At 73.3% G+C, this 15,233-nt stretch carries 13 protein-coding genes; 4 read left to right on the top strand and 9 right to left on the bottom strand.

Features of this window, described 5'->3' with window-relative positions; genetic code table 11:
* Nucleotides 1-3: 3 nt before the first annotated feature.
* The 7 genes from ADL08_RS01405 to ADL08_RS01375 form a co-directional block, all read right to left on the bottom strand.
* A complete protein-coding gene (locus ADL08_RS01405; protein ID WP_053640156.1) occupies nt 4-1,311 on the bottom strand; it encodes an NtaA/DmoA family FMN-dependent monooxygenase in 1,308 nt (435 codons plus the stop codon).
* Nucleotides 1,308-2,345 carry an LLM class flavin-dependent oxidoreductase gene (locus tag ADL08_RS01400; protein WP_053640155.1) on the bottom strand — a complete coding sequence of 346 codons (1,038 nt, stop codon included), beginning with the start codon at nt 2,343-2,345 and terminating at the stop codon, nt 1,308-1,310. Before ADL08_RS01400 ends, ADL08_RS01405 begins: the two co-directional genes overlap by 4 nt.
* A 203-nt stretch (nt 2,346-2,548) precedes the next feature.
* Nucleotides 2,549-3,523, bottom strand: a complete 975-nt coding sequence (locus tag ADL08_RS01395) for an ABC transporter substrate-binding protein (protein ID WP_053640154.1) — start codon at nt 3,521-3,523, stop codon at nt 2,549-2,551.
* Between the two features lie 44 nt (nt 3,524-3,567).
* On the bottom strand, nt 3,568-4,368 hold the full coding sequence (locus ADL08_RS01390) for an amino acid ABC transporter ATP-binding protein (protein ID WP_053640153.1): 801 nt from the start codon (nt 4,366-4,368) through the stop codon (nt 3,568-3,570).
* Nucleotides 4,365-5,261, bottom strand: a complete 897-nt coding sequence (locus tag ADL08_RS01385) for an amino acid ABC transporter permease (protein ID WP_053640152.1) — start codon at nt 5,259-5,261, stop codon at nt 4,365-4,367. The genes ADL08_RS01390 and ADL08_RS01385 overlap by 4 nt, the downstream gene beginning before the upstream one ends.
* Nucleotides 5,262-5,312: 51 nt before the next feature.
* Nucleotides 5,313-7,118, bottom strand: a complete 1,806-nt coding sequence (locus tag ADL08_RS01380) for an FAD/NAD(P)-binding protein (protein WP_053640151.1) — start codon at nt 7,116-7,118, stop codon at nt 5,313-5,315.
* A complete protein-coding gene (locus ADL08_RS01375) occupies nt 7,115-7,972 on the bottom strand; it encodes an amino acid ABC transporter permease (RefSeq protein ID WP_053640150.1) in 858 nt (285 codons plus the stop codon). The genes ADL08_RS01380 and ADL08_RS01375 overlap by 4 nt, the downstream gene beginning before the upstream one ends.
* 553 nt (nt 7,973-8,525) lie before the next feature.
* Between ADL08_RS01375 and ADL08_RS01370 the strand changes: the two genes are divergently transcribed.
* Both ADL08_RS01370 and ADL08_RS01365 read left to right on the top strand, forming a co-directional pair.
* The gene (locus tag ADL08_RS01370) at nt 8,526-9,023 is read left to right on the top strand and encodes a GNAT family N-acetyltransferase (RefSeq protein ID WP_053640149.1); all 498 of its coding nucleotides are present in this window, start codon (nt 8,526-8,528) and stop codon (nt 9,021-9,023) included.
* Nucleotides 9,020-9,988, top strand: a complete 969-nt coding sequence (locus tag ADL08_RS01365; RefSeq protein ID WP_053640148.1) for an ABC transporter substrate-binding protein — start codon at nt 9,020-9,022, stop codon at nt 9,986-9,988. The genes ADL08_RS01370 and ADL08_RS01365 overlap by 4 nt, the downstream gene beginning before the upstream one ends.
* A 37-nt stretch (nt 9,989-10,025) precedes the next feature.
* Here ADL08_RS01365 and ADL08_RS01360 read toward each other — a convergent pair whose 3' ends face one another.
* Complete coding sequence (locus ADL08_RS01360; protein WP_078967911.1) at nt 10,026-11,297, bottom strand: DUF5685 family protein; 1,272 nt, start codon at nt 11,295-11,297, stop codon at nt 10,026-10,028.
* A 370-nt stretch (nt 11,298-11,667) separates the two neighbouring features.
* Here ADL08_RS01360 and ADL08_RS01355 point away from each other — a divergent pair, with 370 nt between their 5' ends.
* The gene (locus tag ADL08_RS01355; protein WP_053640147.1) at nt 11,668-12,099 is read left to right on the top strand and encodes a cell division protein SepF; all 432 of its coding nucleotides are present in this window, start codon (nt 11,668-11,670) and stop codon (nt 12,097-12,099) included.
* Between the two features lie 37 nt (nt 12,100-12,136).
* Here the strand turns inward: ADL08_RS01355 and ADL08_RS01350 are convergent, their stop codons facing one another.
* Nucleotides 12,137-13,909: an MFS transporter gene (locus ADL08_RS01350; protein ID WP_053640146.1), complete on the bottom strand. Its 1,773-nt coding sequence runs from the start codon at nt 13,907-13,909 to the stop codon at nt 12,137-12,139.
* A gap of 405 nt (nt 13,910-14,314) precedes the next feature.
* Here ADL08_RS01350 and ADL08_RS01345 point away from each other — a divergent pair, with 405 nt between their 5' ends.
* Nucleotides 14,315-15,199 (top strand): phosphatase PAP2 family protein, encoded by an 885-nt coding sequence (locus ADL08_RS01345; RefSeq protein ID WP_053640145.1) that lies wholly within the window; start codon nt 14,315-14,317, stop codon nt 15,197-15,199.
* Nucleotides 15,200-15,233 lie beyond the last annotated feature (34 nt).

Here is a 15,233-nt window from a genome sequence, read left to right as displayed (position 1 = left end):
TCTTCAACCCTTTCGTACGGGCTCGCGGAGCCCGAGGTGGGACCGCAAGGTGGTGCCGGCGTACTCCGTGCGGAAGGCTCCGCGCTCCTGGAGCAGGGGGACGACCCGGTCGACGAAGTCGTCGAGGCCGCCGGGAGTGAGGTGCGGGACGAGGATGAAACCGTCGGCGGCGTCCGTGGCGACGAACTCCTCCAGGGCCGCCGCGACCGTCTCCGGGCTGCCGACGAAGGACTGGCGGCCGGTCGACTCGATGACGGTCTGCCGGATCGACAGGCCCTTGGCCTCGGAGAGCGCCCGCCACCTCCGGGCCGTGCCGACCGGGTCGGCGACCCGCACCCTGCCCTGCACGAGCGCCGAGTCCGGGTCGGGGTCGACGTCCGGCAGCGGCCCGTCGGGGTCGTAGCCGGAGAGGTCGCGGCCCCAGACCTGCTCCAGGGCGAGGATCGCGTTCTGCGGGGAGACCTGCTGCGCGCGGATCCCGGCGGCCTTCTCCCGCGCGTCGGCGTCGGTGTCGCCGAGGACGTACGTCACGCCCGGCATGATCTTCAGGTCGCCGGGCTCCCTGCCGTACCGGGCGAGCCGCCCCTTGACGTCGGCGTAGAACTCCCGGCCCGCCTCCAGGGTGGAGTGTCGGGTGAAGACCACGTCGGCGCCGGAGGCGGCGAACTCCCGGCCCTCGGGCGAGTCCCCGGCCTGGATGACGACCGGGTGCCCCTGCGGGGAGCGCGGGACGGTGAACCCGCCGTCGATCCGGAACTGCGGCCCCCTGTGGGCGAAGGGCTCCTGGGCGCCCTCCGGGGTCCAGGAGTCCCACAGCTCCCGGGCGGTGGCGAGGAACTCGGCGGCCCGGGCGTACCGGTCGGCCCGGTCCAGGTAGCCGCCGCGCCGGAAGTTCTCGCCGGTGAAGGCGTCCGAGGAGGTGACCACGTTCCAGGCGGCCCGGCCCGCGCTGAGGTGGTCGAGGGAGGCGAGGCGCCGGGCCAGGTCGTAGGGCTCGTTGAAGGTGGCGTTGACCGTGGCGGCCAGGCCGAGCCGGTCGGTGACGGCGGCCAGCGCGTTCAGGACGGTGATCGACTCGGGCCGGCCGACGACGTCGAGGTCGTGGATGCGCCCCGCGTGCTCGCGCAGCCGCAGCCCCTCGGCCAGGAAGAAGAAGTCGAAGAGGCCGCGCTCGGCGGTCCTGGCGAGGTGTTCGAAGGAGGAGAAGTCGATCTGCGAGCCGGAGCGCGGATCGGCCCAGACGGTGGTGGAGTTGACGCCGGGGAAGTGCGCGCCGAGGTGGACCTGCTTGCGGGGCCGGGGAGTGCTCACGCGCCCGCTCCCGTCGTGACGTGCGGGCCGGTGGCGTACTGGCTCTCGGGGCGGGCCAGTCCCAGGTGGTCGCGGAGGGTGGCGCCCTCGTAGGACGTGCGGAAGAGGCCCCGGTCGGCGAGCAGGGGGACGGTCACGGCGGCGAACCGCTCCAGGTCCCGCTCCGGGACGGCCGGCACGAGGTGGAAGCCGTCGACGGCCCCGCCCCCGTGCCAGTCCGCGATCAGCCCGGCGAGCGCCCCGGGCCCGCCCTCGTACGCGTCGGTGTCGACGGTCAGCGAGAGCAGGACGCGCAGCTGCCCGGGGTCCCGGCCGTGGGCGCGGGCGCCCCGGTGCAGTTCGGCGCGCAGCGCGGCGGCCTCCTCGGCGGTGGCGGCCTCGACCAGGGCCACGTCGGCGTGGTGGGCGGCGGTCTCCCGGGCGGCGGGGCGGGTGGCGTCGACGACGGTCACCGGGTTGCCCTGCGGGGGCCGGGGGACGATCGAGGGGCCCTTGACCGAGAAGGTCGCGCCCTGGAAGTTCACGTAGTGCAGCTTGCGGCGGTCGACGAACCGTCCGGTCGCCACGTCCCGTATCTCGGCGTCGTCCTCCCAGCTGTCCCACAGCTTGCGGGAGACCTCGGCGACCTCGCCCGCCTCCTGCCAGAGCTCGGCGGTGGGCGGGGCCGGGCGGCGGCCGAAGAGCCGGGCCTCGGCGCCGGTCGGGGAGACCCCGATCCGCCAGCCCGCCCGGCCCCGGCTCACCCAGTCGAGGGTGGCGACGGCGGCCTGGACGTGGAAGGGCTCGGTGTGGGTGGTGGTCACGGTCGGCACGAGGCCGACCGAGCGGGTCTCCGGGGCGACCCGGGCGAGGACGGCGAGCGCGTCGAGGCCGGGCCGGGTGAAGGAGTCGTCGTGGGTGAGGAAGTCGAGCCCGGCGGCCTCGGCGAGGCGGGCGAGCGCGACCGTGCGCGCGGCGGTGTCCGGGCCCGGGTCGGCCCGTCCGGAGCCCGGGGCGAGCTCGGCAGCGAGGTGGAGCGGTCGGGTGCTGGTCATGCGGTCTCTCTCGGGAGGGTTCTCGCGGTACGGGGCCGGGCGGACCGGTACGGGGTGGGCGGTGCGGGACCGGTCCGCCCGGCCGGTGAGGCGGGACCGGTCCGCCCGGCCGACCGTGCGGGACCGGTCCGCCCGGCCGACCGTGCGGGACCGGTCCGCCCGGTTCGTGGTGCGGGACCGGTCCGCCCGGTTCGTGGTGCGGGTCAGTTCTTGGTGCGGGGCAGGCCGGGCGGGTTGATCTCCGACGTGGGGACGGACTCGCCGTCGAGGCCCCAGCGCTTGAGGACCTGGGCGTAGGTGCCGTTCTGGATGACGTGGTCGAGCGCGGCGGCGTAGGCGGCGACGAGCCCGCTGTCCTTCTTCGTGGTGGCCGCGATCTTGCCCTGGAGCCCGGCGCCCGCCCCGGAGAACTTGCCGACGACCTCCGTCTGGCCCGACGAGAGCACGTGGTAGGCGGCGACGGGGTTGGGGCCGAGGTAGGCGTCGATCCGGCCGGACTGGAGCGCCAGGTAGTAGTCGGAGGTGTTCTGGTAGTACTTGATGTCGACCGGCTCGCGTCCGGCCTTCTCGTTCTGCGCGGACCAGTCGACGAGGATCTTCTCCTGGTTGGTGCCGGAGCCGACCGCGATCGCCTTCCCGGCCACGTCCTCGGGCCCCTTCACCGTCCAGCCGGAGCCCTTCTTGGCCTCGAAGGCCAGGTCGTCCAGGCGGTAGGTGGCGAAGTCGTACTTGTCCTTGCGCTCCTCGGTGACCGTGACGTTGGAGAAGACGGCGTCGTACTTGCCGCTGTCCAGGCCGACGAAGAGGTTCTCCCACGAGACCGCGTTGAACTCGGGCTTCAGGCCGAGGGCGTCGGCGACCAGGGTGGCGAGGTCGATCTCGACGCCGATCAGCGTCTTGTCGTCGGTGGCGCGGAAGGCGAGCGGCGGATTGCTGGACGCGGAGACGCCCAGGACGAGCGTGCCTCTCTCCCGTACGGCCGCGGGGACCTTGGCGGCGATGGCGTCGACCTTGGCGGTGTGGACGCGGTTCTGCTCCGGGGTCAGGTTGATGCCGTGACCCTTCTTGCCCTCGGGCCTGGTCTCGTTGAGGGCGGCGTCACCCGAGCCGCAGGCGGTGAGGACGCCGAGGGCGGTGAGCGAGGCGAGGGCGGTGAGGAGGGCGCGGCGGGACTTCATGACGGTGCTCCTGTCTTCGCGGGGGAAAGGGTGGTGACGGTGGTTCAGAGGACCTTGGAGAGGAAGGCGCGGGTGCGCTCGTGGCGCGGGCTGTCCAGCACCTCGGCCGGCGGGCCCTGCTCGACGATCCGGCCCTCGTCCATGAAGACCACGGTGTCGGCGACCTCGCGGGCGAAGCCGATCTCGTGGGTGACGACGATCATGGTGGTGCCGGTGGCGGCCAGGTCCTTGATGACGTCGAGGACCTCGCCGACCAGCTCGGGGTCGAGCGCGGAGGTCGGCTCGTCGAAGAGGAGCAGGCCCGGTTCGAGGGCGAGCGCGCGGGCGATGGCGACCCGCTGCTGCTGTCCGCCGGAGAGCTGCTTGGGATACGCGTCCGCCTTGTCGGCGAGCCCGACGCGTTCGAGCAGCTTCCGGGCCGCGGCCCCGGCCTCCTTGCGGGGGCGCTTGAGGGCCGAGACGGGGGCCTCGACGATGTTCTCCAGGACGGTCAGGTGGGGGAAGAGGTGGAAGTTCTGGAAGACGAAGCCGATCCGGGTGCGCTGCTTGAGGATCTCGCGCTCGCGCAGCTCGTAGAGCTTGTTCCCGGAGCGCCGGTAGCCGACGAGGACGCCGTCCACGCTGACCGTGCCGCCGTCGACCTTCTCCAGGTGGTTGATGGTCCGCAGCAGGGTGGACTTGCCGGAGCCGGAGGGGCCGAGGACGACGGTGACCTCGCCGGTCCGCACGTCGAGGTCGATGCCGCGCAGGACGTGCAGGGGGCCGAAGCTCTTGTGGACGGCCCGGATCTCGACCTTGGCGGTGGTGTCGGCGGGGGCCGGCCCGGCGGTGGTGGCGGAGCTCATCGGGTGCTCCCCTTCGCGTAGTGGCGTTCGACGTAGTGCTGGACGACGGAGAGCGCGGTGGTGAGCAGGATGTACCAGGCGGTGGCGACCATCAGGAGCGGGACGACCCGCCCGTTGCGGCCGTAGACGACCTGGACCTGGTAGAAGAGTTCGCCGATCGCCATGACCGAGACGATCGAGGTGCCCTTGAAGAGCGAGATGACCTCGTTGGCGGCGTTGGGCAGGATGGAGCGCATCGCCTGCGGCAGGACGATCCGGCGCGCCTGCCGGAGCTTGGGTATGCCGAGGGAGGCCGCGGCCTGCAACTGGCCCTCGTCCACGGCGAGTACGCCCCCTCGGACGATCTCGGCCGCGTAGGCCGCCTGGTGCAGGGCGAGTCCGAGGACGGCGGCGCTCATCTCGCCGACCAGGCCCATTGTGTCGAAGGAGAAGAAGCTCGGCCCGAAGGGGATGCCGACGCTCAGCTCCTTGTAGAGGTAGGCGAGGTTGAACCAGAAGAGGAGCTGGACGATGAGCGGGATGGAGCGGAAGGCCCAGATGTAGCCGAAGGCGACCGAGCGCAGGAAGGGGCTGGCCGACAGGCGCATGAAGGCGACCACGATGCCGATCGCGAAGCCGAGGGCGGTGCCGTAGAAGGTGAGCTGGAGTGTGACCCAGACGGCCTTGAGGATCGTCTCGGTGGTGAAGAACGCGGCGAAGACGTCCCACTCCCAGCCGGGGTTGGTGACGAGCCCGTGGGCGAACTGCACGAGCAGGACGGCGGTGGCGGCGACGGCCACCCAGCGCCAGGGGTGGCGGACGGGGACGACCACGAGGTCGGTGGCCGCCGGTGGGGCGGGGTCGGCCGGTTCCTTGGTGAGCGGGGCGGCCGGTGGATCGCTGGTGAGAGCCATGGCGGTTCCTCGGGAGAAAGGCAGGGCGGGGTACGGGAGGGAGGGCGCCGGTCAGGCGCTCAGCGGGGCCGGGAGACGACACTCCAGGTCGCGCAGGAAGGCGAGCGCGGCCCGTGCGGTGACGTCGTTCTGCCCGAAGGCGACCCCGCCGGTGCGGGGCCGGGTGAAGGCCCCGCCGGCGCGGGCGGTGGTGTGCGGGCCGAGCGCGAAGCGGCGCGGGTGCGGGCGTCCGTCGCGCTCCAGGATCCGGCCGTCGACGGGGTCGACGACGAGGAGGCCGCTGGCGGTGGCCCGGGCCCCCTCCTCGTGCAGGGCGCGCAGCAGCGGGCTGCCGGTCAGCTCCAGGGTGGGGTCGGGCAGCCGGGCCTCGACCAGGGCGCGGGCCTCGGTCCACTCCCCCGGTACGGCGTCGGACGAGGCCCGGAAGAGGCCGCGTTCCTCGTCGGCCGCGACGGCGGTCCGGGGGCCGAGGAAGCGGACGACGCCGGCCCGGGAGAGCGCGAGGAGCTGGCGGAGCCGGGGTCCGGGCGGTCCGGAGGCGAGGTAGCTGAAGAAGCCGTGCCACCAGCCGCCGGGGTCCAGGCGCGTGCCGAGCCGCACGAGCTGTCCGTAGGCGGAGAGCAGTCCGGCGAAGACGGCGGCGTCGGCGCTGTGGGCGGGGTCGTGGCGGCGGGCGAGGTCGGCGGCGATGTAGTCCCGCAGGCCGTCCTGGAGGGCTTCGGCGGAGGCGAAGCGGGCGCCGTCCAGGGGGTGGTCGAGGGCGTCGAGGTCGAGCCGGTCGGCGGGGTCGGGGACGGCGGCGGCGAGGAGCGCGGCGAGGTCGGCCCCGCGCGGCTCGGCCGCCTCGTAGGCCTTCTCGAAGTCGCTCCAGGGGAGCGCGGTCCGCTCGGGGTGGGTGGAGAAGAGGCGGTGGTAGTGGGCCCAGCCGAGTTCCTTGTCGACGAGCGGCCACACGTCGCGCCGGAAGTCGATCGGGCCGCCGCGGGCGAGCAGGGCGTCGGTCTGTTCGGGGCCGAAGAAGCGGGGCAGCGGGGGCCGTTCGCCGTCGAGGGCGTAGCCGATCTTCGAGTGGTACGGGACGCCCCGGCGCGATCCGACGTGCAGGACGGGCTCCCGGCCGGAGGGCACGTACACGAGGTCGTCGCCCTCGCCCTCGTACCGGCCGCCGCGGCCCTCGGTGAGCAGCACCATCAGGTCGACGAAGGCGAGTCCGAAGCCGCGGACGATGACGGGTTCGCCGGCGGGGAGGGCGCTCAGGTCGGTGTCGGCGGTGAAGTCGGGCGGCAGGTGGACGAGGCCGTGGCGGGCGGCGAAGTCGGCGAGGGTCCGCTGCTCCCGGTCGGGTTCGGCTTCGAGGTGGCCGACGGTGAGGACGACCAGGTCTGCGGGGAGGGGCACGGCGGCGCCCTCCAGCCAGACCCGCTGGCGTCCCTCGCGGGGGCCGCCGACCCGCAGCGCGCTCGCGCGGTGCTCGTGGACGGTGACGGAGGCGGGCAGCGCGGCCCGGGCCCGCTCGTACGCCCAGCGCAGGTAGGCGCCCTGGAGGGGGCGGGTGGGGAAGGTGCGGCCGTCGATGCCGGCCCATTCGGCGAGGGTGGGTCCCGGCCGGACGGGCCCTTCGAGGTGCACGGTCTCGTCGGTGAACATCGTGACGTCCTCGGCCTGGGAGTTCATCCAGAGCAGCGGGGACTGTTCGGTGCGCCATATCCGGCCGGGGCCGGGCGGGTGCGGGTCGACGAGGTGGACGTCGAGGGGCCGGTCGCCGTACAGCTCGGGCAGGCTGGCGGCGAGCCGTTCGAGGAAGCCGGTCCCCCGCGGCCCGGCGCCCACGACGACGAGGGAGGGCCGGGTGCTCATCGGGCACCGCCCGTGCCGCGGGCGTAGTGCCGCTCGACGTAGTACTGGCCGACGCCGAGCACCGAGGTGACGGCGACGTACCAGAGGGTGGCGACGAGGAGCAGCGGGATGATCTCGTACGTGCGGTGGTAGACGAGCTGGGTGGAGTAGAGCAGGTCCTGGACGGCGATCACGGAGACGATCGAGGTGCCCTTGAGGGTGCCGATCAGCATGTTCCCGGCCGGCGGGACGATGGCGCGCATGGCCTGCGGGAGGACGATCCGGGAGAGTCGGCGCCGGCGGCCGAGGCCGAGGGACTCGGCGGCCTCGATCTGGCCCCGGTCGACGGAGAGGATGCCGCCGCGGACGACCTCGGCCGCGTAGGCGGCCTCGTGCAGGGTGAGGCCGATGACGGCGACGGCGATGGGGCCCAGCAGGTTGACCGTGTTCACGCCGAGGATCTGCGGGTAGAGCATGCCGATGTTGAACCAGAAGAGCAGCTGGACCAGGATCGGGGTGGACCTGAAGAACCAGATGTAGCCCCAACTGGTCGCGCGCAGCACGGGGTTGGCGGAGAGCCTGAAGACGGCGAGCAGGGTGCCGAGGACGAAGCCGAGGACCATGACGAGGGCGGTCAGCCACAGGGTGAGGCCGAGGCCGCGCAGGACGGACGCGGAGGTGAAGTACTGGGCGACGACGTCCCACTGGAAGGCCTTGTTGCGGACGACCGAGACGAGGCCGAGCGCGAGCAGGACGATCACGGCGCCGGCGGCGGTCCACTGTCCGGCGCGGCGGGCGGGGACGATCCGGAGGGCCGGTGCGGCCGGCGGCGGGGCCGCGGCCTCCTTGGCGAGGGTGGCGAGGGGTGTCGACATGCGAAGGCTCCGTGGCTGCCGGGGGGCGGATCGAACACGGGGGTGCACGCGGGAACCGGGGCGGTGTTCACGGGAAACGCGAAGGGTGTTCACGGGAACACGCCGTGACGTTCGCGGGGAACGCGGGTGGGCGTTCTCCTCGGGAACGTGCGGACGTTCACACGGGGTGCGCCTTCACACGCACGGCGGGCGGCGAGCGCGGGACCGGGCCCCTCAGCCCGGTGTCCGCCCCGTGAGGCTACGGCCGTCGAGCGGAGGCTTGTCAAGTCCGTCCGGAATATGAGCCGTTCGTCTCGCCGTGGTTGACGGGGAAACGGATGCCTGTTCCACTGGGCCCATGCATTCGCAGCAGCTGGTCACGCGCTCCCACATCGACTTCGGTCGCGTGTGGTCCTCTTCCTGTTGAGCCGACCCTCTGCGTCTTCCCCCGCTTCCTGATCCGCCCGCGGTGTCCCTCGCGACGCCGTCGGCACCGCCTTCACCTGCGCGGCACTGAGCTTTCCCCTCCCCTCGCCCTTCCCTTTCCCTGTATCTCTTCGCCCGAAAGAGACGCATGCCTCTCACGCCCAGTCGTGAGTCCGCGCTGTCCGTGCGCCGGACCACGACCGACGACCCGTTGGCGCGCCCGCTCCTCGACGAGCTGGCGTACGAATACACGACCCGGTACGGCTCCGCGCACGATCTGAGCCGCTATCCGGCGGAGGAGTTCGCCCCTCCCCACGGCGCCTTCCTGCTCCTCCTGGACCAGGGCCTGCCCGTGGCGGGCGGCGCCTACCGCCGTTACGACGAGCACACCGCCGAGCTGAAGCGGATCTGGACCCACTCGGCGCACCGCAGGCGCGGGCTCGCCCGCCGCGTCCTGACCGTGCTCGAACGGGAGGCCGCCGCCCGCGGCTACTCCCGCGTCTATCTGACGACCGGGCCGCGCCAGCCGGAGGCCAGGGGCCTCTACCTGGCGAGCGGCTACCGGCCGCTCTTCGACGTGTCCGCCGATCCCGAGACGATCGGCCCGCTGCCGTTCGAGAAATTCCTGGAGAACCCGAAGCCATGAGCACGCGCACGAGTTCCGGTCCCGCCCGCACCACCCTGGTCTTCGCCCTGATCACCGCGGCCGCGCTCGGGCTCACCGCCTGCGCGGGCGGCGATCCCGCGACCGCGCCGGCCGGGGCCCCGGGCGCGGCGAAGGGCGCGCTCCCCACCGAGGACGTGGTGGCGGGGGTGAAGAGGAACGAGGCCGCGGCGAAGCTGCTGCCCGCCGACGTGCGGCAGCGGGGCGGCTTCACGGTGGCCTCCTCCGTGGCCACCCCGCCCAGCTCGGCCTACCTGCCGGACGGCAGGACCGTGGTGGGGGTGGACGCCGACTTCTCCGCGGCGGTGGCGAAGGCGCTCGGCCTGGAGCTGAAGCGCGAGGCCGTCGGCTTCGAGGCGATCCTGCCGGCCCTGGGCAGCGGCAAGTACGACGTGGGCACCGGGAACTTCGGCGTGACCGAGGAGCGGCGCAGGACGATCGACTTCGTCACGTACGTCAACGACGGGCAGGGCTTCGCGGCGCGGGCCGACAGTCCGCTGAAGGAGATCACCGACCTCACGCAGCTGTGCGGCCTGAAGGTGGCGGTGGACGCCGGGACCACCTTCGAGCGGACCCTGGAGAAGAACAAGGGGCGGTGCGCGGAGGCGGGTGAGAAGCCGTACGCGATCAATGTCTACAGCGAGGTCGGGGCCGTCTGGATGGCGCTCCAGCAGGGCCGCAGCGACGTCGTGATGAGCACGATCAACGGCCTGCGGTACGCGGTGACGCAGCAGAAGGGCATGAAGTTCCTCAACGAGTACCGGCGCCTCGACGTCGGCTTCGCCTTCAAGAAGGGCACGCCGCTCGCGCCGGCCTTCCAGGCCGCGGTGAACGGTCTGAAGGCCGACGGGACGTACGACCGGATCCTGAGGAAGTGGGGGGTGACGGGCTCGGGCATCGAGCGCTCGCAGATCTCCCCGCCGGAGATCCCCGCGCCGAAGAAGTAGCGGTACGGGGGGGCGGCGGGGAGTTCCCGACGGGTCGTCAGCAGTCGCAGCCGCAGCCGCAGCCGTCCCCCTCGCCGCAGGAGCAGCAGTTTCCGCAGTTGCCGCAGCAGTCACAGCAGTCGCAGCAACCGCTCGGGTCGCACTGGCCGCAGAGGCCTTCGCGTCGCTGCCGGCTCCAGGGGTCCTCGTAGGTCCCGCAGCACAGCTGGCAGGTGCAGGCGAGGCCGACCCAGAGGGCGCATCCGGCGATCAGCCCGCGCCGTCCGGGCGGCCCGGGCGGGAACGGCCCGCCGGGGCCGCCGGGACCGCCGGGACCGGGAATGTGGGGCCCGCCCGGTCCGCCGGGGCCGCCGGGTCCGGGCGCGAACGGGTTGCCGGGCCCCGGCCCCTGGGGGGCGTACGGGTTCCCCGGCACCGGTCCCTGCCCGGCGCCGTGCGCCCCGTGCGAGCAGGTCGTCGTGCCGAAGGCGCGGTCCACCGAGGTGCGCAGCTCGTGGGCGAGCAGGACGTGGACCAGCTTGCCGTCGGTGAACCGGGCGTCCTTCAGGGCGAGGCGTATGCCGTGCAGGGCGTCGTCGGCGAGCCGGCGGGCCTCCTCGCGGGAGGTGCCGGTCGCGGTGAGCGGGTTCCAGGCGCCGCCCGCCGCGTCGGCGTCCTGGTCCTCGACGGCGTCGAGGAGGTGGGCGAGCCGGCCGAAGAGGCGGCCGGCCTCGGCGAGGGGTCCGGCGTTCTCCGGGCGGCCCGCGAGGACGGCGGTGTGCGCGAAGGCGGCGGCGGTCGCGGTCTCGGTCGGCTCGGTGACGGCGAGCAGGGGCGTGCCGGGACCGGCGAGGGCCTCGATGCCGGTCTGGCGGTCGACGGCGTCGACGAGGAGGGCGGTGTCGAAGCCGAGGGCGCGGCCGGTCCTGGCCCCGGCCCGGTCCCAGGAGCGGGCGACCCGGCGGGCGGCGGCGGCGACGGGCCGGCGCGCCAACAGGCCGTCCCGGTCGGCGACGTGGTCCCGCACCTTCGCCGAGGCGAGGACGAGCGAGACGGCGGCGGCGAGCCTGGCCCCCTCGCCCCGGGCCACGGGCGCGGTCCGCATGCCGCGCAGCGGGCAGGGCCCGGCGGTGCGGCGTCCGCTCGCCACGGCGCCGGCCTGAGCCTCCGTCAGGACCGAGACGATGAGCCCGTCGTAGTTGGTGACGACCCGGGCGAACTGGCCGTGGTCGGCGCGGAGCGCCAGGCAGAGGCCGCAGAGGTGGGCCGTCCACTCGACCTTGAGGTGGTCGGTGAGCCGGTGCGTGCAGGGTCTGACGATTCCGAACAAGGACTCCCCCGTGAGTCGTGGGTCCGAGCCGCCCGGAAGCCGCCCGGAAAGCGTGCGCAAGGTCGTACGGAGCGCCGCACGAAGGGCCGTCGAGCGGCCTCGCGGCATCGTAGCGAGCGGGTCCGTTCACCCGTACGCGCCCATCGTCACCCTTCCGGCACGACTTTCATATTTTCATCTGCATGGCCCCTCCCCAGGACCCGCATACCGCAAGTTTCCTGACGAATCGCCAGGAAACGGCCCTCACGTTCTGCACCAGTACCGTCACGAATCCCCTGCACGGCGCTTATCCGCTTGGCGCGCGATCTGCATCATGGACGACGATGGGGACATGCGGAACCACAAGTGACCGCGTTGAAAGGAGGCGTCGATGGGATCGGTGCGCAAGGCGAGTGCCTGGCTGGGACTCGTCGAGGACAACGACGAGCGTTACTACGACGACGAGTACGCCGACGGTGCCGAGAACGGCGACGCCTGGGTGACGGACCCCCGGGTCCGGGTCGCCACGGACACCGCCGAGGAGCGGGGCCGCCGGATCGCCACCGTCTCCCCGGACGGCTTCCGGGACGCCCGGGGCATCGGCGAGCTCTTCCGGGCCGGCGTCCCGGTCATCGTGAACCTGACGGCGATGGAGTCCGACGACGCCAAGCGCGTGGTCGACTTCGCCGCGGGCCTCGCCTTCGGCCTGCGCGGTTCGATCGAGCGCGTGGCGACGCGGGTCTTCCTGCTGACCCCCGCCGACACCCAGATCGTCAGCGACGGCGGCCGGCGCCCGCAGGACGGCTTCTTCAACCAGAGCTGAGCGGGTCCGCCGGCCGGACACCTCCCGACGGATCGGGTCAGTGCGCCGGACGTCCTCGCGAGCCGGCGGGCTCGATCGCTTCCCGGGTCGCGGGCACCCGCGGCCCGGCCGCCTCGGGCGACTCCGCCCTGCCCGCGTGCTCCGCGCTCCGGGCCGGACCGTCCGGGACCGTCCGCACGCCCGCGGCCCCCACGGACCCGGAGCACTCCGGGCCCTTCGAGTCCTCCCCGACCCCCAGGTCCTCCAGGTCCTCCAGCTCCTCCTGATCCACCGGGCACTCCATGGCCCGGGGCAGCCGCAGGGCCATCAGCGCGCCGGCGAGCAGCAGCGCGGCGCTCACGAAGAGCGTGACGTGCAGGCCGTTCACGAAGGACTGCCGGGCGGCCTGGTGCAGGGCGCCGCCGGCCGCGCCGCCGAGCTGGTCGGCCACCTTGTAGGCCTCGCCGAGCGAGTTCGCTGCGGCCCGGCCCGCCTCCTCCGGCACCCCGGGGATCCCGCTGAGACCGGGGGCGTACGCCGCGTTCATCACGCTGCCGAGCAGCGCGATGCCCATGCCCGCGCCGAGCTGGTACGAGGTCTCCCCGATCGCCGCCGCGCCGCCCGCGCTCCTCTGCGGCGCCTCGCTGAGCATCGACTCGTACGCCGAGAAGAGCGTGGTCTGCAGGCCGAAGCCGAGCAGCACGAAGCCCACCGTGAGCAGCAGCGGCCGGTCGTGCTCCCCCATGAGGACGAGCAGCAGCACGGCGCCGGCCGTGAGCAGGAAGCCCCAGCCGACCATCCGGCGCGGCCCGATCCGGCGCAGGGTGTACGAGCCGGTGGCGCCGGCCGCCATGGCGGCGAAGGTCAGCGGGAGGAGCCGGAGACCGGTCTCCAGGGGGCTGAGGCCGAGGACCAGCTGGAGGTACTGGACGGCGATGAGCTCCAGGCCGACCAGGGCCAGCATGGCCAGGACGATGCAGCCGACCGAGGTGGTGAAGGCGGGGCGGGCGAAGAGGCCCGTGTCGATCAGGGGGTGCGGGCGCCGCTTCTGCCGCCGCGCGAAGAGGACGAGGAGCACCGCGCCGAGCAGCAGCGGCCCCGCGGTGGGCAGGGCGAGCAGCGGCTCGCCGGCCCCGGCGCGCTTGACGCCGAGGACGCAGCCGAGCACTCCGGCCGCGGCCATGAGGGCGCCGAGGACGTCCCAGGGGCCGTCGGCGGCGCCCCGGGACTCGGGCAGGAGGCGGCGGCCGAGCGGCAGGATCAGCGCCATCAGCGGGATGTTGATGAGGAAGACGGAGCCCCACCAGTAGTGCTCGACGAGGAAGCCGCCGAGGACCGGTCCGGTGGCGGCGCCGATCGCGGCGACCGCCGTCCAGACCCCGATCGCGGTGGCGCGCTCCCGCCGGTCGGGGAAGACCGCCCGGAGGATGGAGAGCGTGGCGGGCATGATCATGGCGCCGCCGACGCCGAGCAGCGCGCGGGCCGCGATGAGGACGGAGGGCTCGGTGGCCAGGGCGGCGACCGCGGAGGCGACGCCGAACAGCGCGTAACCGAGCAGCAGGACCCTGCGCCGCCCGACCCGGTCGCCGAGGGTGCCGAAGAGAATGAGGAGCGAGGCGCAGACCAGGGGGTAGGCGTCGACGATCCAGAGCAGCTCGGTGGAGCCGGGGCGCAGGTCCTCGGTGAGCGAGGGGACCGCGACGTGGAGGATGGTCGCGTCCAGGGCGACCAGGAGGAGGCTGACGCAGAGGACGACGAGGACGACCCAGCGGTTGGCACCACCGCCCGCGGCGGCACGGGGTCGTGCTGGGGCCGTGTTCGTCCGCGACATGTACGTACCTCCCAGTGAAGCTCTCGCGCTCGGTGGGCCCCGACCAGGGGTTGTCTCCCCGGAGCGGCCCGGCATCGACGGGCGAGTGAGCCGCCAGCGTACGCGAGTTCAAGCGTCGAGCGCGTGGTGCACCTCTCACCCCGTCGGGGCTGCGGGTGTGGCGTACGCCACTCGGGGCGGTTCGCGGATCGTACGGAATTCCCCGCGGACTCCCGTTCGGAACAATTCCCGGGCATTCAAACATTCTTCCGGAATGGCCCTTCGGGCAATGGGTCCGCAGCTCATCCGATTTCCGGACGGACGCCGGTAATGAGCCGCCCACTGAGACCTGTTCCACATCACATCGTCATCACGAAGGGAGCGGTTTGACGGGGTCGGCTTCTCACTCCCTGTAACGTCGATTGGGTGCGTACCGACATCTTTGCCCGGCTGGACCGGGAGCCGGAACCGCCGAAGATAGAGGTCCCGGGGATGACCCGCACGCGTCTCGCCCTCTTCGGCGGGACGTCGGCGTTCTATCTCGCCATCGTCGTGGCGGTCCTGCTGTCGACCTGGCTGGTGGCCCTCGACTGGAAGATCATGCTGTTCCGGCCCTACCAGCAGTGGCCGGAGCTGCACGCCTTCCTCGACTACTACGTCGTCCTCGGTCAGCGCGGCCCCACAGCCGTCATGGTGGCCGCCTGGCTGGGCTGGCGCTCCTGGCGCCAGCACACCCTGCGCCCCCTGCTGTGTCTCGGCGCCGCCCTTCTGCTGCTCAACGTCTCGGTCGGCTCGGTCAAGCTCGGACTCGGCCGGCTCGGACCCCACTACGCGACGCAGGTCGGCTCAGCCGAGCTCTTCGCGGGTGGCGATATATTCCCCTCCGGTCACACCGCCAACGCGGTCGTGACCTGGGGAATCCTGGCCTATCTGGCGACCACCCCGCGGGCCCGGCGCTATCTGTCGGCGCTGTCCGCCGTGGTCGCGCTCGGCGTCGGCCTCACCACCGTCTACCTGGGCACGCACTGGCTGAGCGACGTGCTGCTCGGCTGGGCGGCCGGACTCCTCGTCCTGCTCGCGCTGCCCTGGTGCGAGCCGGTCCTGGCCGTGGCGGAGTCGTGGATCCTCGCCGCGCGCGACCGGGTGCGGGAGCGGCTGCGGGACCGGCGGCGGCTCGTGCCCTCGCTGCCGGTGGCGTCCGGAGGGCCCCGGCCGGGGTTCTTCCCGACGCGCCCGCCCGGCCCCGAGGAGCCGGTCCGGGAGCCCGTGGGGGTGGCCGGCGGCCGCCGCACCCCGGCGACCCGGGGCTGAGACCCCGCGCCTCCCCCCGTACGCGAGGAAGGGC

The organism is Streptomyces sp. NRRL F-6492, assembly GCF_001280125.1.
Lineage (GTDB): Bacteria > Actinomycetota > Actinomycetes > Streptomycetales > Streptomycetaceae > Streptomyces.
The sequence above is the reverse complement of the archived record's forward strand: the minus strand, read 5'-3'. Positions and strand labels throughout refer to the sequence as shown.

Coding starts and splice junctions, on each gene's coding strand:
- ADL08_RS01400 (WP_053640155.1), bottom strand. CDS start 2,345: ATGACCAGCACCCGACCGCTCCACCTCGCTGCCGAGCTCGCCCCGGGC.
- ADL08_RS01395 (WP_053640154.1), bottom strand. CDS start 3,523: ATGAAGTCCCGCCGCGCCCTCCTCACCGCCCTCGCCTCGCTCACCGCC.
- ADL08_RS01390 (WP_053640153.1), bottom strand. CDS start 4,368: ATGAGCTCCGCCACCACCGCCGGGCCGGCCCCCGCCGACACCACCGCC.
- ADL08_RS01385 (WP_053640152.1), bottom strand. CDS start 5,261: ATGGCTCTCACCAGCGATCCACCGGCCGCCCCGCTCACCAAGGAACCG.
- ADL08_RS01380 (WP_053640151.1), bottom strand. CDS start 7,118: ATGAGCACCCGGCCCTCCCTCGTCGTCGTGGGCGCCGGGCCGCGGGGG.
- ADL08_RS01375 (WP_053640150.1), bottom strand. CDS start 7,972: ATGTCGACACCCCTCGCCACCCTCGCCAAGGAGGCCGCGGCCCCGCCG.
- ADL08_RS01370 (WP_053640149.1), top strand. CDS start 8,526: ATGCCTCTCACGCCCAGTCGTGAGTCCGCGCTGTCCGTGCGCCGGACC.
- ADL08_RS01365 (WP_053640148.1), top strand. CDS start 9,020: ATGAGCACGCGCACGAGTTCCGGTCCCGCCCGCACCACCCTGGTCTTC.
- ADL08_RS01355 (WP_053640147.1), top strand. CDS start 11,668: ATGGGATCGGTGCGCAAGGCGAGTGCCTGGCTGGGACTCGTCGAGGAC.
- ADL08_RS01350 (WP_053640146.1), bottom strand. CDS start 13,909: ATGTCGCGGACGAACACGGCCCCAGCACGACCCCGTGCCGCCGCGGGC.